The following is a 22,911-nucleotide window of genomic DNA, read 5'->3' as shown; positions in this document are numbered from 1 at the left end:
TTGGGGTTAGTGCCCCAAAGTAGATCCCAGCGATCAAAAAATTAGCTGCAGCAGCGAATATTACCCACTAGCTGAGTGCACCGATGGCGTTCAAAAACATATTCATTCTCCTGTTTAGAAATTGAATTGAGTAAGACCACGGCAGCAACCATGGTCTTTAAAAAGTCAAGGCAGAGGGGCTTGTGTCGGGCGGCCAAATTCCTCAAAAGAAGAAGCCTCAGTCATGGGGAGGGTCGGCTACGCATACACCAAAATGGCGAGTATTTAGTGGGCAGTAACATCGGCGATCCAGGTCACGCCAAAGCGATCTGTAAGCATGCCGAAGCCTTTGCTCCATTCCGACGCAGCCAATGGCTCCACGACTGTGGCGCCAACTACCAGCGCGCTCCAGATAAGCTGAATCTCTTCAAGACTGTCTGCGCTGATTGAGACAAAGAGCGCCTGATCTGTGATGGTGACGCCGTTTTCTCGACGGGTCGAACCGCCGGAGGCAATCCCGCCCTTGGTCTGGACAGGAACGTCGTAGCCCATCACGCGAAAACCGTTTTCGGCGACGATAAGACCAAACACCACCTTGTCAGCGCCCGGCACTTGGGGTGGCATCCCGAAGTCTGCGTAGGTCTTGATGACCAGTTGACCACCAAAAACTGACTGGTAGTATTCCAATGCTTGGCGTGCATCGCCACAAAAATTGAGGTGAGTGGTCGTCTGGATGGGCATTTTTTCTCCTGGGGTTAAGTCGGCCAAAATCGGCACAACGTAAGTCTCGCATCCATGTAGGTCTATTTCTGTCCTACATATCGTCCAGTCTGAAAAAATCGTAACCAACTGATTCTGCTAGCGAAAGACTGAGAAAAATTCGACGGGATTTGCAAGCTTTCGCTAAAATGGTGGCAATTCCTTGCAAATTTCAAAGGCGGGACTTAGGTCTACCACCATAAGCTCAAGCGCGATATCACCGAACACCTTCGGCGCGACATCCTACGTCACAGCGCCATCGAGCCGGCAATCGGGCACATGAAGAACGACGGCAGGTTGCGGTCACAATCTACGCATGATCCTGCGGAAGCTGCGGATGATTTTTGAATTATTCAGGTCGGACTACATCAACTAAACTGAAAATATGACGACCACAGAAAGACTGCTCAACCTGTTGTCGCTGCTGCAGACGCGCCGTGACTGGCCAGGTTCGTTACTGGCATCCCGGCTGAACATCAGTGACCGCACGGTTCGTAGAGACATAGGCCGCTTGCGGGAGTTGGGTTACACAATCCAATCCACCATGGGGCCTGAAGGTGGATACCGTCTACGCGCAGGCAATGTGTTGCCACCTATCTTTTTCGATGACGACCAGGCAGTCGCTGTAGCCATCGCACTCAGCGTGGCGACAAGTGTTGGCGCAGGGATCGAAGATGCCGCCATCCGCGCGCTCGACACGATTCGCCAGGTGATGCCGTTGCCGCTGCGGCACCGCCTCGACGCACTGGAAATCACGACCGTTAGCAGCCCCGGTTCTGCCGCCCCTGTGACTGCATCGCTTGACGTACTTGTGACTCTTGCACAAACCATCCGCGACCGCCAAACCCTTTGTTTCGACTACCCAACTAGATACGGCGCGGATGACGGTGAACAACGCGCAATGCGACGGGTGGAGCCACATCATTTGGTTACCTCGCACAGCCGGTGGTATCTTGTCGCTTGGGATCTGGACCGCAAAGATTGGCGCCTCTTCAGAGTCGACCGCGTTCACCCCCGTATTCCCTTCGGTACCCGGTTCTTACCGCGCACGGTGCCGGGTGGTGACATCAAGGAATTCGTCTCTGCCCGATTGAAAGGATCAGATGTGAACGAATGGGCGTGTCGCGGTATCGTTCGCCTTCATCTACCTGCGAGTGAGGTCTTGCCGTTCGCTGGGGATGGCAAGGTTACTCCCGCCGATTTGCACACCTGCACGCTTGAACTGGGTTCGTGGTCCTGGGGCTCACTTGCCGCTAACTTCGGGAAATTTGGAGTTGCAATGGAGGTCGTGGGCCCGCCTGAACTGGCGTTAGCCTTCGAGGTGCTTGCGGAGCGCTACGCGCAAAGCAGTAAAGCTTTTCCCCAGAGAAGTGCCGTAGACACGTGACCCTGTATCTAGATCTTACCCTGCATTAGTCTATGTGAGCCTGCCGGCCAGGACGGATTTGAGTTCTGCCATCATGTTTTGCTGGGCTTCGATCTTTGTCATTGCGCTTGCCTGATCGATTTCCATTCTGTGTAGCTGTTCCTTTTGGCTGTTGACCGTTTCGGCATGCTGATGAATTAGCGCCTCCAATTCCCTTATCTTGCTGTCTTTTTCGGCTAATTGGGGCTCCAGCGCTTTTGCCCGTTGCTCGACAATTCGCAGGGCATCGACCTGATCACTGAGTTTTCGATGACTGGCTTGCTCATCATAGATCGTTTTTTTGGCTTGTGATATTTCCGCTACCCAGCGTGCCCCATCTTGATTCAGACGAGTTATTTCATTTTGCTTGGTTACTAAAGCTTGCTGTAATTGACGTAAATCGGCTTGAAGCTGTTGTACCTGCTGCTCATGGCTGCGAATCTCCTGTTCCCGTTGCTCTTTGACAGAGTTGCGGTAATGCTCAAGTGCTTCCCGGGCATGTTGATGCTTTTCTTCGAGGGACTGTCGATGAACATCGTTTTCTACCAGGCGTTCTTTGAGATCGATTACTTGCTGAGCCAGGGTATGGTGGGCCATGGTCTCGCTTTGTAGTGCCTCTTTGGTTTGCTCGTGAGATTCGATTTCTTGCTTGATGGCCGCGATTGTCAGGTCAAGTTTTTCTTTTATTTGCGTGTGTTTGGCATTGATCTCGTCAATTTCTTCTGCGTGCAAGCGGTCTTTTTCACTGCTTTCCATGGAGATGTCGGCAATGCGGCTGCTGGCCTCAATTTCCAACTGCTCGGCTAGTTGACCAACCAGGTTTTGCAGAGCTGCGCTGATCGAGGTTTTTCTATCCACAGGGCCGCCGCTTTCAGCCTCTAACTCTCTTAAATATTTGGAAATTGTGGTTTTGGAGCCAGTATTTCCCAGCGCAATTCTGACGGCATCGACGGATGGATGGCGTCCTTGAGCTATGATTGAATTGCGTGCTTTTTCAACATCAGTTTTATGCAAACCGGTTCTGCCCATGTTCTACTCCATCAAATTTTGTAATGTGATACGTATCATGTAATTACATATTATTTAATGAAATTATTCAAGTTAAATTTTCAATAAAATTGGCACTGGATAAGACAAGCTTATCCAGTGTTATATCCAAAAAACAGTTAAAATCGACCCAATATTTGATACGGATCCACTTTATTCTGTGATCTCAAATCGGGAGAATGAGCAGCATGAGCAAAATCGATCACTACCTCCATGCCGGCACGCGAGACAATACCCGCGTTGCCTATCAATCGGCCGTGAGACACTACGAAATCGAATGGGGTGGCTTCTTACCTGCCACGACCGAAAACATTGCACAGTACTTAGTTGATCATGCAGAAAAGCTCGCAATCAATACTCTTCGTCAACGCCTGGCTGCCTTGGCTCAGTGGCATGTTGATCAGGGATTTCCGGATCCAACAAAAAGTCCGCTCGTCAAAAAGGTGCTTCGAGGAATTCAAAGAGAGCATCCAGCTCAAGAAAAACAGGCAAAGCCATTTCAGCTTGATCAACTTGGCATCGTGGATCGCTGGCTCCACAATGCAATTGCCACAGCAAATGCGTCTGGCGATCGTGCGGGCGAACTGCGGCACACCAGGAACCGGGCACTGCTACTCCTGGGGTTTTGGCGAGGTTTCCGTGGGGACGAATTGACTCGTTTGCAGGTCGAGTACATTGAAATCATTCCTGGCCAGGGCATGAGCTTTTTTTTGCCGCATACCAAAGGCGATCGTCAGAATAAAGGCGTCACGTTTAAAGCCCCAGCCCTAAAGCAGTTTTGTCCAGTTGCAGCCTACACGGCCTGGAAGGAATTAGCAGCACTTGAGTCTGGTCCAGTATTCCGGTCAGTCAACCGCTGGGGCCAAGTTGGCGATCAAGGACTTCACATGGATAGCCTGATACCTTTGCTACGCACCATTTTCAAGGACGCCGGCGTCGCCGGTTCCGACGAATACTCAGCACATTCACTCCGGCGAGGATTTGCCAATTGGGCGACGGGAAATGGCTGGGATTTAAAAACCCTCATGGAATACGTAGGGTGGAAAAGCGTGCAAAGTGCCATGCGGTATGTGGATGCGGCGGATCCTTTTGCCCAACATCGGATTGAATCCAGCTTGAGCGGACCGGATCAGTCATCTGTATCCATTACTCATCAAGATATTTAGGGTTGCGTACTTAACCTGGGTCAATTGACTTAGCCCAAAAAAAGTCATTCTTTAAAAATTTTGCTTTATTGCTGCGTATTTTCATAAAAGTAGCCGCGGATCATCATGGCCACCGATTCTCACTCCAAAGTATCCGGTATTTCTCAATTCAAGCAGCCATCAGTTCTCACCTATATAACCGCCAGATTAGATTTGAATGACACAATCTCTAACTGAAGACCTTCTGCCAGAGAGTGTTCTCCCAAGCATCTTGATTCATATGTTCCTCTATTCAGCAATTCTGCTAGCCTCTTAAGTCATTAGTGCTCTGAGTCGCTGTTACTGGCTGCTGCACAAGTCTTAGGCCGCCTGTAAATTCATGCGCGTCTTTATGCGGGGCTTGGTCGGACAAACAGGACGCATGCCTATTTTTTATACCGTGAGATCGGCAGGCATTGTCTCGCAGCGTCTTGGATACTTTTCATTCCGCAAGCCGATCACCATTTGCCAACACGCGCATTTTTGCAAGGCCTCTACGTATTGCAGTTTTTACAGTGCCGATAGGACGGTCGAGCCGTGCAGCAACTTCGTATTGCGTCAGGTCACCAAAATAACAAAGAGAAATGGTTTGACGTTGCAGACTATCGAGTAAAGGTAGGCATTGCGCCAGGATACGACCGTCGTTCAAGGCCTGCAGCCGACTTTCGGTGTTATCTGTATAAGGTGACGGTGCATTGTCGTTGATGTCATAGCTAACCTCAGGGATTGACCTGGTTTGTTTGCGATAGAGATCGTGGGCTTTGTTACGCATGATTGTAGATAGCCAGGCCATGGGCGTGGACATATTGCAGCGGTAACTACTAGCATGCATCCAAATGGCGATAAAACCTTCTTGTACGACTTCTTCCGCCAGTTCACGACGGCGGATAATGTTCAACACTATTGCAAGCATATTGAAGTAAATAGTGTCATGCAATTGCCTAAAAGAGAGTTGGTCGTTCCCTGCAATCTGATATATCCAGACCTCAAGTTGTATCTGACAGGCTTCTTCATCATGTTTGCGCATGGGCAGCTTTCGACGTTGTCAAATCTTTGGAAGGCGTTGCTGCAAGTAGTTTTAAGGCGGGTCAATTTGTCGTACAGGTACAGATTGAGGTTCTTTCACAGATTAAGACACATCATTTTGTAAATGCGCTGCGCCTTGCAATGTGCGTGCTTTGAAGGAAGTACGCCGCCATTTGCAATGAATGCGCCTTGAAACTCTATAAAAACCATTAAATCAGATGTTTCTAGACTCAATCATTGCACCAATGAAACAGTAATCAATACGTCAACGTAACTGTCACAGTATCGCTATACACACCAGCTGTCACACTTTGTCCGGCAGGCACCCGGCCATAGACGGAAATGGATTGGGCTGCACCAGTGCCTGTACCAATCGTTGTATCGGAACCGACCGTGTTACCCCAAACAGTGCTGCGGCCAGCGTCCTTGTATAGAGAATAACTCAGCGTGCCGCTGACAGAGCCGGTCATTTTGCGGACTGCCATCGTTGCGCCCGAACCACCGCCGGCATCCAATCCAACGTTATAAGATGTGCCATTGGTACAAGTCACGCTGACGGCAGCGCTGTTGTCGATCTGGCTGCTGGCATAAGTGCCAAAAGCCAGGGAGGCACCCGTCACAGAGCAAGCCGACAGGACGGTGGCAGACACGGACAGGCTACCAGTAGAGGTCGCTGCAAAGCTGGTGGCAGAAACGCACAGGCAGACAGCAGCGAATAATTTTGTGATCAGGCGATTACGGTTTGCGTTGGTCATGATGTTTTCCTCAAACTACATTATCGGAATCGAGTTCTGTTGCAGTTCGGTTTTTCATATTACTGAATGACCGCGCTTTGATAGAACTTTATGCCAGACAAGTTTTCTGCGGTATAGGGAAATGCCTGAGTTCTGCCTTATATCACTCAGGGTTTTCCTGATATAGATAGAATAATTATTGTCCTTTTAGAGCCTAATTAGCTCCCATACAGCCAAAAAGTAGTGATTTAAATTCATTGTTTTTTTACCAAAAGATTCGTCACTTGGCAGTTTTTAATGGTTTTGAAGTGGCTGCGGTCAATGAGTTCGGCTCGCGGTACCCTATGGAATTGAACATTATCTTTAATTGGATGGGTAATGGACATGGTAATGCCCTCAACCAGTCCTATAATTCTGGGCTGCAAAAAAGTTGTTATTTATTTAAATTTATATTAAATTAATAACAATTAACTGTCTTTTATGTTTTCCGCGGCTAACTTGAACCTTTCGGCACATCTTCTTGAGAAATCTCAATTCATTCGGCATTGGTCTTCGTATGAAAAATACAACGACTGTTGAATTGAAATTAAAAATCGAGGTGTTTTGATAGAGGGGACTGTTATGAACATGATTCACACATGTAAGTCGATTGTGCTTGCAACCATCTTGGCTTCGGGATTGCAAACAGCAATTGCCCAGGTAGAGGAGGATACTCTCTACAAAAGTCTGGGTGGTAAATCAGGAGTTATGAGGATCGTTAATGAATTTATAGCAATCATCGTTGCAGATCCTCGTATAGATGGTTTCTTTAAAACGACTGATACAGAACGTCTTTCTGCGTTACTAATAGACCAATTTTGTCAATTGAGCGGTGGGCCATGTGTATATCAAGGTCGTGATATGGATAGTGCACACGAAGGGTTGAAAATTAGGTCTACTGACTTCTATGCAGTGACCGAGGATCTCCAAATCGCCATGGAGAACTGTCAAATACCATCTCATACCGCAAACAAATTGATCACTAAATTAGCATCAATGAAAAGGGTCATTGTAAAAAAATAATTTTCAAGAAAGACTCATTGGAAATGCTGCGTATTATTTTTGGCAACGATTCTTTTTCAGACTGAGTGCGCCGGTCTTAAATGCGTACTAGAACCGGACTTTTCTTCCGTTCTTTGGCACGGCGATGGCACGTCCCTTGTTCGCCTCAATTCGCCATTACGCGGGACTTAATGGTATCAATTATCGGACACAGCAACGTGGAATCGAGATCGAAGCCTACTCAACCATTTTGCATTGCCTGATAGTCTGTAAAACCTAATCTTTTGACATTTTAAGGTAACATACCTTGCTTGGCTTTAGTACTGGTGCTTGGCCGCCACTTCACCTTCTTTATGATGGATAAAAATGCCTAGTAGCAACAACATCGTCTCCGTCGTGGGTATAGGAGCGTCAGCAGGTGGTTTGGAAGCGATAGGTCAATTAGTAGAGGCATTGGATGACCAACTGGGGCTGGCGTATCTGGTAGTTTCGCATCTGGACCCGCGACATGAAAGTCTGCTACCAGAAATTTTGGCCAAGCGCACGTCACTGACGGTGGAAACTGCGAGTGACCAGGTGCTTAAGCCCAACCATATTTACGTGATCCCACCAGATACCGCGCTGACTTTGGTTGGCAATCAGCTGCACCTGCAGCCCCGTTCATTGTTGAGGGTTAAACACTTACCTATCGACATATTGTTCGAATCGCTCGCTGAGCAGCGGCCCGGCGCTGCGGTGGGTATAGTCTTGTCGGGTACCGGTAGCGACGGTGCTGAGGGCGTCAAGAAGATCAGGGAGGCCGCAGGCGTCACGCTGGTACAAACACCAGCCAGCGCGGCGTTCCCGGGGATGCCGCAAGCAGCGATAGACACAGGGTGCGTTGATTTGGTCATGCGCCCGCCGGATATTGCTGCCGAGCTCGCGAGGATGTTCCGTCATCCCTACTTTACGGAGGCTGGGGCCGAAGCCCGGGCTGAGGAGCCATCGCCGGACGGCACCATGGCGAAGATTTTTGATCTCATCAGGCGCGTTTATCAGGCTGACTTCACGCAATATAAGCCTAATACCATACAACGCCGCTTACAGCGCCGCATGGCGCTGGTGAACGAAACCGACGTTCACTCTTATTTAAGTTTGTTGCAGGACAACCCCGTCGAATTAGCCGCGTTGTACGACGATTTATTGATTCGCGTTACTACGTTTTTCCGAGAAGATTCCATCTACACGGCATTATCCCAAACCGTGTTTCCACTGTTGTTGAAACAGCGGAATCATGGTGACCCAGTACGGATATGGGTCCCGGCGTGCGCAACAGGTGAAGAGGTATATTCGCTTGCAATCTGCCTCCTGGAATATTTAGGTGAAAATGCGCAAGACGTCACCATCCAAATTTTCGGTACCGACCTCAATGAAGCGGCAATTGAACACGCTCGACATGGCTCTTATCCGGAAAGCATTTCCGATCGCGTGTCAGCCGCTCGGTTGCAACGTTTCTTTGTGCATGAAGACAGGCGTTATCGTGTTACTAAGCAGGTACGCGAACTGTGTATATTTGCACGCCAAAATGTGGCACTCGATCCACCGTTCTCGCGAATGGACGTCATTAGTTGCTGCAATCTGCTGATCTATCTCGATTCAGGTTTGCAGCGCCGCGTGTTAAAACACTTCCATTATGGTTTGAAGCCGGACGGCTTTTTAATTCTTGGACCAGCGGAAAATGCGGATGAGGACAGCCAATTCTTTAAACGAGCCGACAGCCATCAGCGCATGTTGTATCAGCGCGCCATGCCAACACGTGGCTCGCTGGATTTGGTATTGGGTGGGTCGACGGCAGACAAGCGTACAAGTCCCGTGGTGGACTCTGCACCAGCTTTGTCGCTTGACCATACTCAAGTACAACGCAAGGCTGATGGCCTGCTTTTGTCTCGATTCTCGCCGGCAAGCATTCTGGTCGATGATCGCATGAACATTGTGCAGTTCCGCGGTCAAACTAGCCCCTACCTGGAACATGCGAGCGGCACTGCAAGTCTGAATCTGCATCGGGTTGCGCATCCCGGTATTTTGATGCAGTTAGTGCCCTTGCTGAATGAGGTCCAGGCATCGGGGCGGGCAGTTTTTAAAGACGATCTGCGGATAGAAACGTTGAGTGGCATTCGGGAAGGCACCGTGGAGTTGATACCCTTGCGTGAACCTTCAACCAAAACTGGCTTTTGCTTGATTTTGTTTGATGCAAACATGCGATCCACTAAGACTGAAGGCCGACCTGAAATACCGGAGACTGCAAAGGATGCGCGCATTCGTCAGTTGGAGATAGAACTCGACAGTATGCGGGATTATCTACAGGCCACGAATGAAGCGTATGAGGCGGCACTTGAGGAATCGCGATCTGCGCAAGAGGAGTTGCAATCAGCCAATGAGGAATTTCTGAGCGGAAATGAGGAACTCGTCATTGCAAGAGAAGAGCTGCAGGCTGCTAATGAGGAGCTGACAACGGCGAACGAAGAATTGTTGAGTCGTACGCGTGAGCTCAGTGTGATGAATACAGAGTTGGCACGCGCCCGAAAAATAGCCGACTTTAACGCCAGTTATGCTGAATCAGTAATCGATACAGTGGCCCATCCTTTAGTGGTGCTAGATCAAGGATTAATCATCCATCGGGCGAATCATGCATTCTATGACGTGTTTTTAACGAATCCAAGCGATACCCTCAATCGTCGGCTTATGGATCTGGGAGATGGACAATGGAGTTCCCCAGAACTTCGCAAGTTGCTGGACCAAATAGTGTTGGGGAATAGTCCGATAACATCTTATCGCGTGGAGCATGATTTTCCTGGCGTGGGCATCAAAGTTATGATGATCAATGCCAGAAAAGTTCCCGCAATGGATAACCGATCCGCACGATTATTGCTGGCTTTTGAAGATGTTACTGCCAGCGATGAACGTTTGACTCGACTAAGCAATGACGACCATCGTAAAGATGAATTCATTGCACTATTGGCGCATGAGTTGCGTAATCCGCTGGCGCCGATCCGCAACGCGGTGCAGTTGCTGTCAATGAAAATAAGTGACGAAACGCTACGTCGACCGCTTGTATTAATTGATCGCCAAGTGACGACGTTGGCTAGATTGATCGATGACCTGATGGACGTTTCACGTATTACGCGCGGAAAAATGTACTTTGAGCAGCATCCGGTGAATCTTAAAGATGTCATATCTCAGGTGATTAGTGCTGTTACGCCGTATATGGAATCTCGCGGGCATCATCTCACCGCGTTGGTGCCTCCGACGGAAGTCATTGTGATGGGTGACGCCACGCGTCTGGAACAGGCGATTGGAAATCTGCTCAACAATGCGGGTAAATATACCGACAATGGTGGATACATAGAGGTTGCGCTCAGCGTTGATCACAGCGAGGCGGTGATTTCAGTCCGTGACAACGGCGTCGGGATCGATGCGAATATCTTGCCACATATTTTTGAACTATTTGTCCAGTCTGACATGACACGTGCACGAGCGGAAGGCGGGCTTGGCATTGGCTTGAGTCTGGTCAGACAGATTATCGAAGCGCATTCTGGGACAGTGGTTGCACATAGTAACGGCTCTGGCACAGGAACCATTTTCACAATTCGATTGCCGATCTCTAATTCGCTCGCCGCTGCGAATTGCGACGACATCGTTGAGGAGAAGAATACGGTCACTTTTCAGGCCCGTCGCATCCTGGTGGTGGATGACAACGCTGACGCGGCCAATAGCGTCGCCGAACTGCTTCGCAGCTGGGGGCATGACGTCATTCTGGCTTATGACGGCTTTGCTGCGTTGGAAGTGGCATCGACTTTTGCGCCTGAGGTCGCATTACTTGACATTGGACTGCCGACGATGAATGGTCATGAGTTAGCAGTCAAGCTGCGTCAGAAAATATCGGGGCGACTATTTTTGATAGCTGTTACCGGATATAGCCGCCCCAGTGATTACAAGTCGAGCACAGATTCTGGCTTTGATGTGCATTTAGTGAAGCCGATTAGTTTTGGGCCGTTGCAAGTGCTGCTGGCAAATTTAACCGCCGCCGATGCTAAGCCAGAGGGCTGATGTGCTGGAATAAGCGTCCGGTCATGCATTGTCGACTGATGAAAGTGCAGCATAAGATATCATATCGCTGGTAAATGGCGTCACCTTGGCGACTTACGGGTAGCATGTAGCGGACTTCTCCAGGAAGTGCACAACGCGCCTGCGCAACATACAATTGCCGGGCCGCAGCTTTGAATAGTGGGAAATTGCAGGAAGGTACGCATGTATTATGGAGAGCGCTTCAACAGCATTACCCACGCCGTGGGTGCTGTGCTGGCGGCTGTGGGTGGAGTATCGCTGATCACAATAGCAACTCGCGGTGGTGACTATTGGAAGATTGTTAGTTTTAGCATTTACGCTGTCACGCTATTTGCCCTGTATTTTACCTCTGCGCTATATCACAGCTCCCAAGGGCAAGCCAAGGACGTATTGCGTCGGCTCGACCATTGCGCGATCTATTTGCTAATTGCCGGTACCTATACTCCATTCACACTGGTCAGCCTAAGCGGCGCGTGGGGATGGTCGCTGTTCGGCGTGGTGTGGGGGCTTGCCGTTGCTGGCGTACTGCAAGAATTGTGGTACGCCAAAGGTGCTCGGCTAATGTCGTTGCTCATCTACGTGGTGATGGGCTGGGTTGGCGTGGTCGCTGCTAAGCCGCTCATCAATGCGCTCACGATGGACGGCTTCTGGTGGCTGGCAGCAGGTGGAGCACTCTACACCGGCGGCATCGCGTTTTATGCGACAGATCACAAATGGCGTCACGGACATGGGGTTTGGCATCTGTTCGTGCTTGGTGGAAGCATGTGCCATTTTGGCGCGGTATTGCTATACGTGGCGTAATTGAGGGCCAAGCAGAGCGATTTGACTACGACTGCAGTGTCATTTGCTGACTGCGCATCGACAGGATTTTTTTAGCTGAAGTTCTTCCGATTTAGCTAATCAGCCAATAAACTTTGTCGAATGCCTCCAGCGATAGTTTGTTAGTCCGCTACTCCAATCACGCTCTCGGCAGCTTATCCATTGTCGAGCTTATAGCTTAAATCGATTTGATACATACAGGTGGCTACTTTGCCGTAAGAATTCATGGTTACTTTTATGAGAATACCCATCTTTGCTGCAATTTATTGTCAACTATTTCCTATTGAAGGTGAATCAGGTAGCATGCGCGTCCCGAATATTAATCACCCGACAGCACATGATTCTGTTTTTAGATTTTGATGGCGTTTTGCATCCTGAACCTTGTTACGATAAAACTCTACTATTTTCATGTTTACCCCGGCTGGAGGCAATTCTTCGTGACTTTCCTACTGTCCAGTTAGTTATCTCAAGCACCTGGCGCGAAAGCCGGTCAATTACCGAACTGAGATCGCTTTTTTCAGCCGACATCTGCGCTCGCATTATCGGCGCTACACCTGTCTGGAAAGACATTCCAGACATTGTCGAAGTTATTGGATATCAGCGGCATGCTGAAATTGAGGGGTGGCTACGTCTGTCAGGAGAGCCCTGGAAAGATTGGGTGGCCGTTGATGATAAATCATATCTCTTCAAGCCATTTTTGAGAAATTTGATAAAGACTGATCCTGCAAAAGGATTGGATGAGCATGCAGAAATCGTGTTGAGACAGTACTTGGCAAAAGCGCTGGCTTAGCGTGTTCGGGAGCATTAAAGAGGTAACGCCTTGCGTGCGCCAGGTACGCTATATTTATTCGTCCTTCAGGGCTTCCTTGACAGCGTTGCTCATTTTCACTAACGACTCATAGTCAGCTTTGCTGGCAGTTCGCAGCAAAAATTCTCTCAATTCTTCTGCAGATGGTTCTCCATCAAAATCAAAGAAGTCCTTCAGCTCTACGCCCAACTCGCTTCGAATCCGTTCCAGAGTTTCAAGCGATGGGTAATGCTGTCCCCGTTCCAATCGGCTCAGCGACTTTGTGTCTATTTCTATCTTTCCCGCCAGTTCTTCCTGCGAAAGCTGCTTTCGCTTGCGCAGAATCTGAACGCGGTCCCCAACCAGGTGCCGAACGTCCTTCATGTAAACCTCCAAAGTTGACTACCCGTAGTTAATCAACATTGAGGGCTTCTTTAAACTTCCTATTACGTTTATAATTTAATAAAATGGACGTACAAGGTTTACTTTTTAGATTTAAGTTTAAATCCAAAGGGTTTTGCAATTCGCTTTTGTGCTTGGTTTCACCTGAGCTTGTGGCGATGTGGATGGCTTATCAAGGTACATCGTCGATTTTTGACGAGCACGGTGAAATTGGTCGTCATTTCAGATTGAAATTTGCCCTTAACTCACACTATAAGAAATAGGAGGTTCGCTTGGATACCATAGAATGCCCCTACTGCAAGCATGAGGGCCTGCCGCACCTATATCATTACAGTCCATTTTTGCTGGGAAAACTGAGGTACTCAAAAACTCAGCACCAGTGCAGAATCTGCGGTGGCGTGATGTATGAGACTGGGGGAGAGATCACGGGTTTTGGTTGGATCTGTCTGATCGCATTAGGGTATCTGCTTGGTGTATTTTTCCTTCAACGTGCATTTCCTAGTTTCGATCTGAATGGGGTTAATGTCATTAACACTATTGTCAGTATTTTTATTTTTGGCATTTGGTTTTTGGTTTTTCGAAAAATCATTCGATATTTCAGAAACAAATCTCGAAAGCCGACTCCAAAGCGATAAAAATATTTCCTTCTCCTTTGCCTTACATTTTACGAGCACAACTGTGTATTTTTGAATTTGCTTCAAAATAACTGAAATTGCAGTGATACATTGAAGTAGCTGATAGCATCTATGATTACAACGAACGATTCCTACCTGGCACGCAATATTTTTCCTTCCAAAGATTTCCCTGTCTACAACTGGCTATGTGTTGATTTGGAATTAAATGCCCCTTATTTTTTTGTTGAATACGTGCAGATCGAGGAATATTCTCGCCTCACCGGAAGAAAAATAATCAGCAATTTTTCCGATTTAGAAAAAATTTGCAAGCTCATCCGTAGTGACGCCAACTTGGAATTGGCACAGATTTCTCTGCTTTCGCCTGACTGGTTAAATAAATCTACAGGCTGGCAGTTAAACGAATTGTCAGACGTTCAGTTTGGAAATTTTGGCCAGAAAGAACCTTGGGTACAAATATATACGCTCAAGGATGGTCGCCATCTGATCGAAACCAGGCTCAATTTGGATATAGAGGATGCTCTGGAACTCCAATCTCGATTTTCGGTGCAAGCATATTTGTAGTGTTGATGTGGGCTGAAAATGCCTAGGACAAAAAGCCGCTCCTTTGGGCGGTTTTTTTACGTCCGAGACACTGAGGATGACAATACATTTCTTGATACAGCTACCTGCAAAACACCGCTTTTGCGGGTATTTGATCTGTCGCATTTCGCAAGAGAAAAACAGTAGTGCGCCACCAAGACCGATTGGGGCACGCTATGCGGAATGGACAGCCATGCCACTACCATCTACGGCTCCGGGCAGATGGCCGGTCTTACCTTCAAGCTGGTGGGCTACGCGATAGACATACGCATGACGCAATCGCTGACGGCTCAGGTGCTGTGGAAGGCTGTGCGCAACAAGCGTCCCCGTCTAGGATTGATTCACCTCGATTGCCTTCATCCCTGTCCAGGGAACTAGCAACCCGTGATCTGAAACTCGATGTTTAGTTCGTTCGACTGTTTCTAATCGACTCCAATTTTGGTTTGCTCTCGCGCCCATCGCTAGTTCGGACATAGCTGATCCCTAACGTGTCTACATCACCGTCAACTCGATTCCCGAGTACAGAAAATGCGTCGAAAACGACGCGATCTTCCATTGGCGATTGCGGACCGAACAGCCCGTTGGAAGCTTCAGACGCAAATGCCGCTGTATCGGTTAAGTTGCCAGTGGCGGCTTTAATAGTTACAGAGAGATCCATGTGGAATTGTTATTTGCCGCCAGAGACCCCAAACGGCCAAGGGTGTCGTCTTTTTGACCGTCGAAGACGAGACCGGTACCGTCAATGTCATTTGCTGGCAGTCTATCGTTGAGAAATTCAGAAAGGAAATTTACGGCGCGTCTTTACTGGGTGTCTATGGGCAATGGCAGGTACAGGGAAAAGTAAAAAATTTGATAGGCATGCACCTGGTCGATTTATCGCATCTACTGGGACAATTGGAAACGAAGAGCAGAGATTTTTGTTAGAGATACCCGCTTAGGTTTCCTTGAATTGAAAGGTGAAGCAATTTGATAGCTTGAATTAAAGTGTCGATTTGTGTATTGAATTTTGCTTATAATAGACTCACTTTGGTGATGGACCTCCCGGACAGGACCGGCCATCGCGACGGTTAAGAGCCTCCTGCGTTTCAACTTAGTGAAGGACAAAATCCGCCAGCAGGCGGATTTTTCTTTGTAGGCGACATTTATTCAGTCATCAAAATTTATCTGGAATAACAATCCCGTGGCAAATGGCATCAACTTCTCCAGTGACTGAATCTTGAGCACAACGAGTGTGCTGGATCTGAGCACGAGATTCTGCCAGATAACGCTTAGCTTCATTGGGCGGAAAACCAAGTTCAGCAAAAACGTTTGCGTCGGACTTGGTGATGTGCCGGATTTTTGCATCAACTTTTTTCATTTTTTATCTCTGCAATCGCATATCGCTATCCTTGCGCCATATCAACAATAGGCGTCTTTATTAAAAACAGCGAGTATCTAAACGTCTGATTTGATAGCAAAACAAACGGCCGCTATCGCAAGCGGCCGTTATAAAAGAACTTGCCAGATCCTAAGGTGTCCGATGCCTCTCTTTAGCTTCCCTTAAACAAGGTTGGTTCAGAGCACCAACGTTAATCCGTTGCCCCACTATTCAGAGTTACCGATTACTCTGCCTGCCCAACTGATTGAAGACCACATCTCGGTCATATCCTCAACAAATGCGCGAATTGCAGGAGACCTAACAACGGCATCAGCATACATTTGTTGCAGCCACCTTGCAAATAATTACTAAGGTAGCGTCTTAGCGGCTATTCAAATTTCTTACTTCTCATTGCAACACCTGTACATATCTCTAGACACGTTCAAATAGCGCAATTTATTTTCAATTGTCTGGATTCAGCACTTAAAGGATTTTTTTTAGTCATAATACAGAATCGATAGTTATCAGTAGTTACCATGCGTATTTTGCCTTTATCAGATTTGCACCGAGAGTTGTGGAGTGAAGCAGCACCAACGATTGACCCGACTGTCAGCCGCCCGGATGTGGTTGTATTGGCTGGGGATATTGACACTGGAGCAAAAGCTGTTGAGTGGGCTGCCTGCGTATTTGCCGGAATACCCGTGCTTTACGTCCATGGCAACCACGAGGCATATGGTAAACATCTGGACCATGTACAGGAAGATATTGAAGCTGCATGCGCAGTTGCAGGCAATGTGCATTTCTTGAACTGCAATGAATTTACACTCGGGAACGTGCGTTTTCTCGGTGCGACTATGTGGACAGACTTCCGCCTATTTGGTGACGGCGATCGGCAAATAGCCATGCGTGAGGCGGAAGCTGTGATGGTTGACTACAAGCGCATCAGGCTGGCCAGAGAAGGATATCGCAAGCTCAGGTCGGCAGACACGGCAAAATTTCACTCACTGCATAAATCCTGGCTAAAACAAAAACTGGATGAACCCTTTATAGGAAAAACGGTGGTCGTGACACATATGGCTCCCTCCATGAAATCAGTATCTGAACGCTATGCACAGGACATGGTGTCCGCTGCCTATGCGTCAAATCTGGACGAGATTGCTTCACAAGCAGACCTGTGGATACATGGACATATGCACGAATCCTTCGATTATCAGATTGGTGATTGCCGTGTGGTTTGCAATCCATGTGGATATAAGACCAAAGCAGGTTCACCAGAAAATACCAACTTCGATCCCGACCTTATCATAGAGTTGTAGGGGTATTCATGTCATACGATGTTTTTATGTCCGTTTAAATGGACAATAAACACAATATTGCCTAAATTATCGGACATGAAAACTAAAACCCCACGTCCATTTCCATCCACCGAACTGCAACTTAAGAACTTTGGGCAGCGCCTAAGAGAAGCCCGTTTGCGCAGAGGGATTTCAACAATACTGTTTTGCGAGCGCATGGACGTCTCACGCGATACTTTGAATCGACTGGAGAAGGGAGATGCCTCCATCTCCATTGGAAGGTATCTCAGGGCTCTCCGTATCCTGGGTATGGATAAAGATTTCGACCTGGTAGCAGCAAATGACGTGATTGGCCAAAGGCTCCAGGATGCGAAGTTGTTGATTCGGACCCCACGTGGGCGAAATAGGAAAATAGTTCATAACGAAAAAGATGCAAACATCAAAAGTAGTCCAGACTAAATATTTCTGGCTGCTTTTCTTCGGCAACATGCGATTCACGCTCTATCAAAATGATTTCTCAGTCAGTGCATTCGCTAGTTTGATGATAAACTTTGCTTTGTCGCTTGATGACGGAGTGTCCGCTGTAGTGGCAACAAAGCGAGATACAGTAGCAAGAGCGGGGCCACGAGTTATTCCCGCTTGAACGTGGTGTTGGGGTTACCCAACTCAATGATTCTGAGCTTTTTTTCAGAACATTGCGGGCGCCGTTCCGACAATTTCACCTAAAGCCGCTATTTGAGCGGCTTTTTTCTGTGGTTAGTAGCTGTCCTTCTTGACACTGCCTAACGCTATAAATGATCAGACTGGACTTTTATCACATGCAGTCAAAATGGAAATCGCCTGCCTCTAACGCAGCAGAGCGCAGTGATGACATCCAAGAAGTGGTTGCGTCAGCATATGAGGCGGACGACGGCGAACTAAGGTCCAGTCAGTTGAATCTCATCCGCCAGGCCGTGCCTCAGCGTGTTCATCGATCAGTAAAGTCACAGCTGTTTTGCTACGATTGATACCTGCAGGCCTGCAATCAAAATCGCATGATCAAGTTTAAATATTTGGTTAGGTAGCCGGATGACTGATTTGCGACAGAGGTACGCCATAACTTGGCCGACTCAGTGATCGCGACACAATTCAAGATATCGCGCCATAAATGCCAATTTGCGCGCCACTCCAAGGAAAATATCTTTTGATTTGGAATTGAAAGGTGAGGCAAATTGATGGGTTCAGTTTTGTTAGCCATCGAGTACTCAATTTTCATGTGCAAACTGTCCTTTCGAATCCCCGGATGCTAGCAAACATATTCAAATATAGTTATGATTACGCCACTTCAGCCGCTTAGGTCTTTTGCCGACAGCCTGCCAAAGTCCGGAACATCGGGAAGGTTTAGCTGCTAGCGAGAATCGAAACAAGCTAAACGCCACCACAAATAATACTTGTGGTTCCACCTGGAGTGGAATAACCAAGAGAAAACTCGTGTATGACGAAAGCTCCCAGGCACTATCCGGGAGCTTTCTTCTTTTCTGGCACAACCTCAGATCAAGGCAGCGCCTTACTTCCTATTTTCTTTTAGCATATTGCAGAACAAGGCTCCTTGCTCAATTGCGTCGTCAAGCGCAATATGAGTATGAGGAAAATCATCGAACCAGGCTTTAGGCATATATTTTTTTGCGCTTTTTTTGAAGTCTGACTTCATGATTGCCATAGCAAACGACTTCATGTCCAAGGCAGAAAAACTGAATGGACTTTCTCCAGCATAGCGAATCAAATACCAATAGACGAACATAAAATCAAAGCCTGCTGGGAAGGCTACAAAAACTGGCTTGCCAGGCAGCGTTTTGATCCAGGCAACATACCTGGTCATGGCAACTTCCGGTGATTCGAGATTTGTGCGGCAAGCAGCCCAGGCACCTGGTTGGGTAAGCCACCATGCCGCAGTGCCGGGATCAGCCGACGCATCAGGTAATGTTTCCAAATTGGCGGTGAAAGTGCCAATCAAATTTTTATCGGCAGTATAAGCAGCCGACCCAAAACTGAGCATGGAATTTGGACCAGGAATTGGCCCGTCAGTCTCAACATCTGTACTGATATAAATTTCTTGCAATTGAACCCCTTAAAAAAATTCGTTAAACACATTAATTGACCTGGGAACGATTTCCCAAGCAAAAATCGATAATCGTTGATAGACCAAACAAAACCATAGAATAATACAGAACGTAACATTAATTTTGCACGGTAAAAGCAATAATGTTACCGAGAAAAATTCATAATACGGTCTAGTCGAGACAGCTTTAGATGTTCAGGACAATTTCTGCAAAACACGCACTAAGAGTTAATCCATAATGATACTTATTTTAGCGCTGCATAGCCTTTCCCTTGCCAATGCCTTCGAGGAAAAATCCAATTGACTACCTGGACACAGCGCACTGTAACGCTTACGGATTCAAGCGTCGTAGCATGCCATCGCTATTATCGAGAACAAGAAAAACAGTGCGACGAAGATGTCTACGTAACTTGGCTCAAGAAGGCTATTCTCGAAGGCCGCTACTTTGGCTTGCTGGCAGAGAATAATGGTGAAATCATCGCAGGTGCGGGAATTGCTTTATTAGACTGGGGGCCTACGCGTGACGATCCCAATCCTTATCGTGCCAGAATCGTCAACGTCTTTACAGTAGCTACTATGCGTCGTCAAGGGATTGCAAGATCACTTGTTGCGAATTTACTGAAACAGGCTGAGCAACAAGGCATAAAGACATTCAGCCTCGCAGCATCTGAGGATGGCTTCGCTCTGTATCAAGAACTCGGCTTTTTGCCTTATAAGAATGAGATGTTGCGCAAGTTGCGGTAAACGACACTGACCAAAAGTCTTGCTGACTGCACGTTGAAAAGCTTCGGAATACAAGCTTCACTTGCTGGTGAATCTACAATAAAACACCAATAGAATACAAAGAAAAAAACATGCAAACATCTAAACGTGACACCCAGGGATTTATCGCGGGCTCACTCATAGGCACCTTGGGTGGACTGATCGGTCTGGGTGGGGCGGAATTCCGCCTGCCGGTACTGGTCGGACTGTTCCGACTGCCGACGCTGGAGGCGGTGATACTGAACAAGGCGATGAGCCTGGTTGTGGTTGCCACTGCCTTCGCTTTCCGTATCAAGTCTATCCCGATTACAGAACTGGGGCAGCACTGGGATGTCATCTTGAACCTGCTGGCGGGCAGCCTCGTCGGTGCATGGTGGGCGGCTGGTCATGCCCTGACAATGTCGAAAGCCTGGCTAAACCGTATCATCATGGTGCTGCTGGTGGCGTTGGCAATACTGATGCTATCCGAGGCTTTCTTTGGATTTCATGACAAGACCACAGCATTGATCGCACCAGGCATGGCGCGCATCGTTGCGGGGCTGATCGCTGGCCTGGGCATAGGCATGGTAGCGGCTTTACTGGGTGTGGCTGGAGGCGAACTCTTGATACCCACCATCGTGCTGCTGTATGGGCTGGATATCAAGCTGGCGGGCAGCTTGTCTCTGGCGGTCAGTTTCCCGACCATGATAGTTGGCTTTGCCCGTTACAGTAATTCCAATGCATTTAGTATTTTGAAGAAGGAACGCAGCTTGTTCCGCTGGATGGTGGCTGGTTCCATTCTGGGTGCCGGCATAGGCGGATTGTTGCTGGGGATAGTGCCGTCACATCTGCTGATCAGTGTGCTGGGCGTCATACTGTTAATTTCTGCGATCAAGACTTTCAAACACGCCCATTGATGGGCGTGCTGGTCAGTAAAAGCAATTCCAATGTCATCTGCGCGGAAAAGACCTGGCTCACTGAGAAGTTCACCAAGTACTTTTACCCAGTTTCAACAAGGAGAGACGCAGCCACAACTTCGAGCTCCATTGGCGACAGCAGCATCGACATGCGTTTCCTGAGACGGAAGCAAGTGTGCAAATAGCGCCTCGGCATCGCTTTGAGCTTCTTGTGGGGCAGTAATGGTCAGAGTAATAACATCAGACGACTGTCCAATCTCAAAACTGAGGAAACCGCAGCATGACTGCTCTTGCTGCACTAGCTGTTCGACTGCTTGTTTTGCGTCTTGGCGATAGAGCAAATGCGCCGTGCAACCGTCGATCCGATGTGACAACAGTGATGTCGCGGTTAACTGGGCAATCGACGCTGCACGGTCCTTAAATTCCATGGCCGACAGCGAGCACGCAATGGGCGCAGGCTTAATGAACGCCATTATTATTCCTTTCGGTGCTTGGCGGTGTCGTACTGCAGCCGCAGTCATTAGCTGTAGCACGGTTCGTCCGTGCAGTTTGATTGTATAGCGTTCTCATGAGCATCAGCAGCACGGGGATCGCTAGTAAAAGCAAGTACCAGGGTGAAAATACAAACCCAAGGGTTACGCCAATCCAGGTGAGCAGCGGTCCCATGAAAATCGGCGCTGTACAGCAGGCCACACATGCCGCTGCAGTACCACCGAGCAACCCAAGTCCTTTCAAAAACTTCTTCATCGCTTCCTCCTGTTTGGTATACCTGATAAAAAGTGCTTGCTAAGACTGTACATGCTCAAGTAACTTGAGGATCAAGCAGTTATTGAAAGAAAATGATGGAAAATGAAAATTTATCGATTGGTGCCTTAGCCAAGCAAGTGCAGTGCACTGTCCCGACGATTCGGTATTACGAAGAGATAGGCTTGCTGCCGCATGCAACCCGTGCGACAAACGGGCGACGGTGTTATGGCAACGCGGATCACAAGCGCCTCTTGTTCATCAAGCGCTGTCGGGACTTCGGTTTTCCCATCGACCAGGTACGCAACCTGGTCAGCTTGTTTGAAAATGGAGACCGTGCCTGCACCGAGGTGCGCGACCTGGCGCAAGAGCACCTGAACACCGTCCGGGCGAAGATTGCCGAGTTCCATCAGTTGGAGGCTAACTTGGAAACATTCGTCGAAAGCTGCAATGCTGCCTGTTGCAGTGGTATGACCAGTGATTGCACGATTATCGAGAGCTTGTCGTCAATTGCCAGAACTAATGGTCCACGTGGTAAGGGATGCGCTGGCGGTGCATCAATAGCGGGAGCTGTAGACAGCCCCGGCTTCGTCAATGTAAGTAGAGGTTGAGATGGACTGGATCAATATCGGGCGCACCTTCGGGCTTTTTTTTGCAACGGCTATTGCAGAACTTCTTGGCTGCTATTTGCCGCTGCTTTGGATTACTGGAAAAGGCAGTGCCTGGCTATTCCTTCCAGCCGCTATCAGTCTGATCGTATTTGTCTGGCTCCTGACCTTGCATCCTTCTGCCAGTGGCCGTGTGTATGCTACCTATGGTGCGATTTATATTGCCACCGCACTTGGGTGGCTATGGGTTGTCGATGGCATTAAGCCTGTAATGACAGATTACATTGGAGTTGGGCTCGCCTTGTTGGGCGCTGGTGTGATTGCGATCGGGCACAAGGCAGGCTAATCAGACTTTGCCTGCTGCCGACGTAATATTAAATAAACAGCAGGCACCACAAACATTGACAACAAGGGGGCCGTAATCATCCCACCCACCATAGGCGCAGCAATTCGTTGCATGACCTCCGAGCCAGTTCCAACACCGAACATGATGGGTACTAACCCGGCAATGATGACTGCAACCGTCATCGCCTTTGGCCTCACTCGAAGCACGGCGCCTTCCCGGATGGCATACAGCAAATCCTCCTGAGTATCATTGCCTGCCCTGACGCGGCTTTCCCAAGCCTGCTTCAGGTACAGCAGCATGATCA

At 48.3% G+C, this 22,911-nt stretch carries 23 protein-coding genes and 2 pseudogenes; 15 read left to right on the top strand and 10 right to left on the bottom strand.

All coding sequences use genetic code 11. The annotated features are described in order from the left end of the window. Positions 1-264: 264 nt before the first annotated feature. Positions 265-720: a VOC family protein gene (locus H8L32_RS06360; RefSeq protein WP_186946352.1), complete on the bottom strand. Its 456-nt coding sequence runs from the start codon at positions 718-720 to the stop codon at positions 265-267. A gap of 207 nt (positions 721-927) precedes the next feature. Between H8L32_RS06360 and H8L32_RS06355 the strand changes: the two are divergent. Beyond that, a pseudogene (locus H8L32_RS06355) lies at positions 928-1,114 on the top strand (IS5/IS1182 family transposase); the annotation flags it as partial. Positions 1,115-1,123: 9 nt separating this feature from the next. Further along, positions 1,124-2,125 carry a helix-turn-helix transcriptional regulator gene (locus tag H8L32_RS06350; protein WP_186946351.1) on the top strand — a complete coding sequence of 334 codons (1,002 nt, stop codon included), beginning with the start codon at positions 1,124-1,126 and terminating at the stop codon, positions 2,123-2,125. Positions 2,126-2,155: 30 nt separating this feature from the next. On the opposite strand, the gene H8L32_RS06345 is transcribed toward H8L32_RS06350, so the two are convergent. Next, a complete protein-coding gene (locus H8L32_RS06345; protein WP_186946350.1) occupies positions 2,156-3,172 on the bottom strand; it encodes a DNA-binding protein in 1,017 nt (338 codons plus the stop codon). A 206-nt stretch (positions 3,173-3,378) separates the two neighbouring features. On the opposite strand from H8L32_RS06345, the gene H8L32_RS06340 reads away from it, so the two are divergent. After that, positions 3,379-4,356: a site-specific integrase gene (locus H8L32_RS06340; RefSeq protein WP_186946349.1), complete on the top strand. Its 978-nt coding sequence runs from the start codon at positions 3,379-3,381 to the stop codon at positions 4,354-4,356. A gap of 460 nt (positions 4,357-4,816) precedes the next feature. Here the strand turns inward: H8L32_RS06340 and H8L32_RS06335 are convergent, their stop codons facing one another. Continuing rightward, a complete protein-coding gene (locus H8L32_RS06335; protein ID WP_186946348.1) occupies positions 4,817-5,401 on the bottom strand; it encodes an RNA polymerase sigma factor in 585 nt (194 codons plus the stop codon). A gap of 256 nt (positions 5,402-5,657) precedes the next feature. Further along, entirely contained in the window at positions 5,658-6,155 is a 498-nt protein-coding gene (locus tag H8L32_RS06330) for a Csu type fimbrial protein (protein ID WP_186946347.1), read from the bottom strand. Between the two features lie 600 nt (positions 6,156-6,755). On the opposite strand from H8L32_RS06330, the gene H8L32_RS06325 reads away from it, so the two are divergent. The 4 genes from H8L32_RS06325 to H8L32_RS06310 all read left to right on the top strand — a co-directional run bounded on the left by H8L32_RS06325 (position 6,756) and on the right by H8L32_RS06310 (position 12,888). Continuing rightward, positions 6,756-7,196 carry a group I truncated hemoglobin gene (locus H8L32_RS06325; RefSeq protein WP_186946346.1) on the top strand — a complete coding sequence of 147 codons (441 nt, stop codon included), beginning with the start codon at positions 6,756-6,758 and terminating at the stop codon, positions 7,194-7,196. Between the two features lie 345 nt (positions 7,197-7,541). Then, positions 7,542-11,261: a chemotaxis protein CheB gene (locus tag H8L32_RS06320; protein WP_186946345.1), complete on the top strand. Its 3,720-nt coding sequence runs from the start codon at positions 7,542-7,544 to the stop codon at positions 11,259-11,261. Positions 11,262-11,462: 201 nt separating this feature from the next. After that, complete coding sequence (gene trhA, locus H8L32_RS06315) at positions 11,463-12,080, top strand: PAQR family membrane homeostasis protein TrhA (protein WP_186946344.1); 618 nt, start codon at positions 11,463-11,465, stop codon at positions 12,078-12,080. Positions 12,081-12,435: 355 nt separating this feature from the next. Beyond that, positions 12,436-12,888, top strand: coding sequence for an HAD domain-containing protein (locus tag H8L32_RS06310; RefSeq protein WP_186946343.1), 453 nt, complete (start codon positions 12,436-12,438; stop codon positions 12,886-12,888). A 54-nt stretch (positions 12,889-12,942) separates the two neighbouring features. Here the strand turns inward: H8L32_RS06310 and H8L32_RS06305 are convergent, their stop codons facing one another. Next, a complete protein-coding gene (locus H8L32_RS06305) occupies positions 12,943-13,269 on the bottom strand; it encodes a helix-turn-helix domain-containing protein (protein ID WP_186946342.1) in 327 nt (108 codons plus the stop codon). 764 nt (positions 13,270-14,033) lie between these two features. Between H8L32_RS06305 and H8L32_RS06300 the strand changes: the two genes are divergently transcribed. Further along, positions 14,034-14,483 (top strand): hypothetical protein, encoded by a 450-nt coding sequence (locus tag H8L32_RS06300; protein WP_186946341.1) that lies wholly within the window; start codon positions 14,034-14,036, stop codon positions 14,481-14,483. A gap of 675 nt (positions 14,484-15,158) precedes the next feature. Next, positions 15,159-15,425, top strand: a pseudogene (locus H8L32_RS06295) (OB-fold nucleic acid binding domain-containing protein); the annotation flags it as partial. A 229-nt stretch (positions 15,426-15,654) separates the two neighbouring features. On the opposite strand, the gene H8L32_RS06290 reads toward H8L32_RS06295, so the two are convergent. Then, on the bottom strand, positions 15,655-15,858 hold the full coding sequence (locus H8L32_RS06290; RefSeq protein ID WP_186946340.1) for a hypothetical protein: 204 nt from the start codon (positions 15,856-15,858) through the stop codon (positions 15,655-15,657). Positions 15,859-16,394: 536 nt separating this feature from the next. On the opposite strand from H8L32_RS06290, the gene H8L32_RS06285 reads away from it, so the two are divergent. Both H8L32_RS06285 and H8L32_RS06280 read left to right on the top strand, forming a co-directional pair. Next, on the top strand, positions 16,395-17,174 hold the full coding sequence (locus tag H8L32_RS06285) for a metallophosphoesterase (RefSeq protein ID WP_186946339.1): 780 nt from the start codon (positions 16,395-16,397) through the stop codon (positions 17,172-17,174). 75 nt (positions 17,175-17,249) lie between these two features. Next, positions 17,250-17,612, top strand: coding sequence for a helix-turn-helix domain-containing protein (locus tag H8L32_RS06280; RefSeq protein WP_186946338.1), 363 nt, complete (start codon positions 17,250-17,252; stop codon positions 17,610-17,612). Positions 17,613-18,699: 1,087 nt separating this feature from the next. Here H8L32_RS06280 and H8L32_RS06275 read toward each other — a convergent pair. After that, positions 18,700-19,251, bottom strand: coding sequence for a 3'-5' exonuclease family protein (locus H8L32_RS06275; protein ID WP_186946337.1), 552 nt, complete (start codon positions 19,249-19,251; stop codon positions 18,700-18,702). 300 nt (positions 19,252-19,551) lie between these two features. Here H8L32_RS06275 and H8L32_RS06270 point away from each other — a divergent pair, with 300 nt between their 5' ends. Both H8L32_RS06270 and H8L32_RS06265 read left to right on the top strand, forming a co-directional pair. Next, positions 19,552-19,995, top strand: coding sequence for a GNAT family N-acetyltransferase (locus H8L32_RS06270; RefSeq protein ID WP_186946336.1), 444 nt, complete (start codon positions 19,552-19,554; stop codon positions 19,993-19,995). A 110-nt stretch (positions 19,996-20,105) separates the two neighbouring features. After that, a complete protein-coding gene (locus H8L32_RS06265) occupies positions 20,106-20,909 on the top strand; it encodes a sulfite exporter TauE/SafE family protein (RefSeq protein ID WP_186946335.1) in 804 nt (267 codons plus the stop codon). A gap of 92 nt (positions 20,910-21,001) precedes the next feature. Here H8L32_RS06265 and H8L32_RS06260 read toward each other — a convergent pair whose 3' ends face one another. Both H8L32_RS06260 and H8L32_RS06255 read right to left on the bottom strand, forming a co-directional pair. Next, positions 21,002-21,382, bottom strand: coding sequence for a hypothetical protein (locus H8L32_RS06260; protein ID WP_186946334.1), 381 nt, complete (start codon positions 21,380-21,382; stop codon positions 21,002-21,004). Next, positions 21,369-21,656, bottom strand: coding sequence for a hypothetical protein (locus H8L32_RS06255; RefSeq protein WP_186946333.1), 288 nt, complete (start codon positions 21,654-21,656; stop codon positions 21,369-21,371). Before H8L32_RS06255 ends, H8L32_RS06260 begins: the two co-directional genes overlap by 14 nt. A gap of 92 nt (positions 21,657-21,748) precedes the next feature. On the opposite strand from H8L32_RS06255, the gene H8L32_RS06250 reads away from it, so the two are divergent. Together H8L32_RS06250 and H8L32_RS06245 are read left to right on the top strand one after the other, a co-directional pair. After that, on the top strand, positions 21,749-22,264 hold the full coding sequence (locus H8L32_RS06250; RefSeq protein WP_230412089.1) for a MerR family transcriptional regulator: 516 nt from the start codon (positions 21,749-21,751) through the stop codon (positions 22,262-22,264). A gap of 1 nt (position 22,265) precedes the next feature. Beyond that, a complete protein-coding gene (locus tag H8L32_RS06245) occupies positions 22,266-22,607 on the top strand; it encodes a YnfA family protein (protein WP_186946331.1) in 342 nt (113 codons plus the stop codon). On the opposite strand, the gene H8L32_RS06240 is transcribed toward H8L32_RS06245, so the two are convergent. Continuing rightward, positions 22,604-22,911 (bottom strand): efflux RND transporter permease subunit (locus H8L32_RS06240; protein ID WP_186946330.1); only part of this gene is annotated, 308 nt, incomplete at its 5' end. The two genes, H8L32_RS06245 and H8L32_RS06240, sit on opposite strands and share 4 nt — an antisense overlap.

Origin of the sequence: Undibacterium hunanense (assembly GCF_014284335.1) — a bacterium.
Lineage (GTDB): Bacteria > Pseudomonadota > Gammaproteobacteria > Burkholderiales > Burkholderiaceae_D > Undibacterium > Undibacterium hunanense.
This window is presented reverse-complemented; position numbering and strand designations above follow the sequence as displayed.

Coding starts and splice junctions, on each gene's coding strand:
- H8L32_RS06350 (WP_186946351.1), top strand. CDS start 1,124: ATGACGACCACAGAAAGACTGCTCAACCTGTTGTCGCTGCTGCAGACG.
- H8L32_RS06300 (WP_186946341.1), top strand. CDS start 14,034: ATGATTACAACGAACGATTCCTACCTGGCACGCAATATTTTTCCTTCC.
- H8L32_RS06285 (WP_186946339.1), top strand. CDS start 16,395: ATGCGTATTTTGCCTTTATCAGATTTGCACCGAGAGTTGTGGAGTGAA.
- H8L32_RS06360 (WP_186946352.1), bottom strand. CDS start 720: ATGCCCATCCAGACGACCACTCACCTCAATTTTTGTGGCGATGCACGC.
- H8L32_RS06305 (WP_186946342.1), bottom strand. CDS start 13,269: ATGAAGGACGTTCGGCACCTGGTTGGGGACCGCGTTCAGATTCTGCGC.
- H8L32_RS06265 (WP_186946335.1), top strand. CDS start 20,106: ATGCAAACATCTAAACGTGACACCCAGGGATTTATCGCGGGCTCACTC.
- H8L32_RS06250 (WP_230412089.1), top strand. CDS start 21,749: ATGATGGAAAATGAAAATTTATCGATTGGTGCCTTAGCCAAGCAAGTG.
- H8L32_RS06290 (WP_186946340.1), bottom strand. CDS start 15,858: ATGAAAAAAGTTGATGCAAAAATCCGGCACATCACCAAGTCCGACGCA.
- H8L32_RS06260 (WP_186946334.1), bottom strand. CDS start 21,382: ATGGCGTTCATTAAGCCTGCGCCCATTGCGTGCTCGCTGTCGGCCATG.
- H8L32_RS06255 (WP_186946333.1), bottom strand. CDS start 21,656: ATGAAGAAGTTTTTGAAAGGACTTGGGTTGCTCGGTGGTACTGCAGCG.
- H8L32_RS06335 (WP_186946348.1), bottom strand. CDS start 5,401: ATGCGCAAACATGATGAAGAAGCCTGTCAGATACAACTTGAGGTCTGG.
- H8L32_RS06325 (WP_186946346.1), top strand. CDS start 6,756: ATGAACATGATTCACACATGTAAGTCGATTGTGCTTGCAACCATCTTG.
- trhA (WP_186946344.1), top strand. CDS start 11,463: ATGTATTATGGAGAGCGCTTCAACAGCATTACCCACGCCGTGGGTGCT.
- H8L32_RS06310 (WP_186946343.1), top strand. CDS start 12,436: ATGATTCTGTTTTTAGATTTTGATGGCGTTTTGCATCCTGAACCTTGT.
- H8L32_RS06280 (WP_186946338.1), top strand. CDS start 17,250: ATGAAAACTAAAACCCCACGTCCATTTCCATCCACCGAACTGCAACTT.
- H8L32_RS06330 (WP_186946347.1), bottom strand. CDS start 6,155: ATGACCAACGCAAACCGTAATCGCCTGATCACAAAATTATTCGCTGCT.
- H8L32_RS06245 (WP_186946331.1), top strand. CDS start 22,266: ATGGACTGGATCAATATCGGGCGCACCTTCGGGCTTTTTTTTGCAACG.
- H8L32_RS06320 (WP_186946345.1), top strand. CDS start 7,542: ATGCCTAGTAGCAACAACATCGTCTCCGTCGTGGGTATAGGAGCGTCA.
- H8L32_RS06345 (WP_186946350.1), bottom strand. CDS start 3,172: ATGGGCAGAACCGGTTTGCATAAAACTGATGTTGAAAAAGCACGCAAT.
- H8L32_RS06340 (WP_186946349.1), top strand. CDS start 3,379: ATGAGCAAAATCGATCACTACCTCCATGCCGGCACGCGAGACAATACC.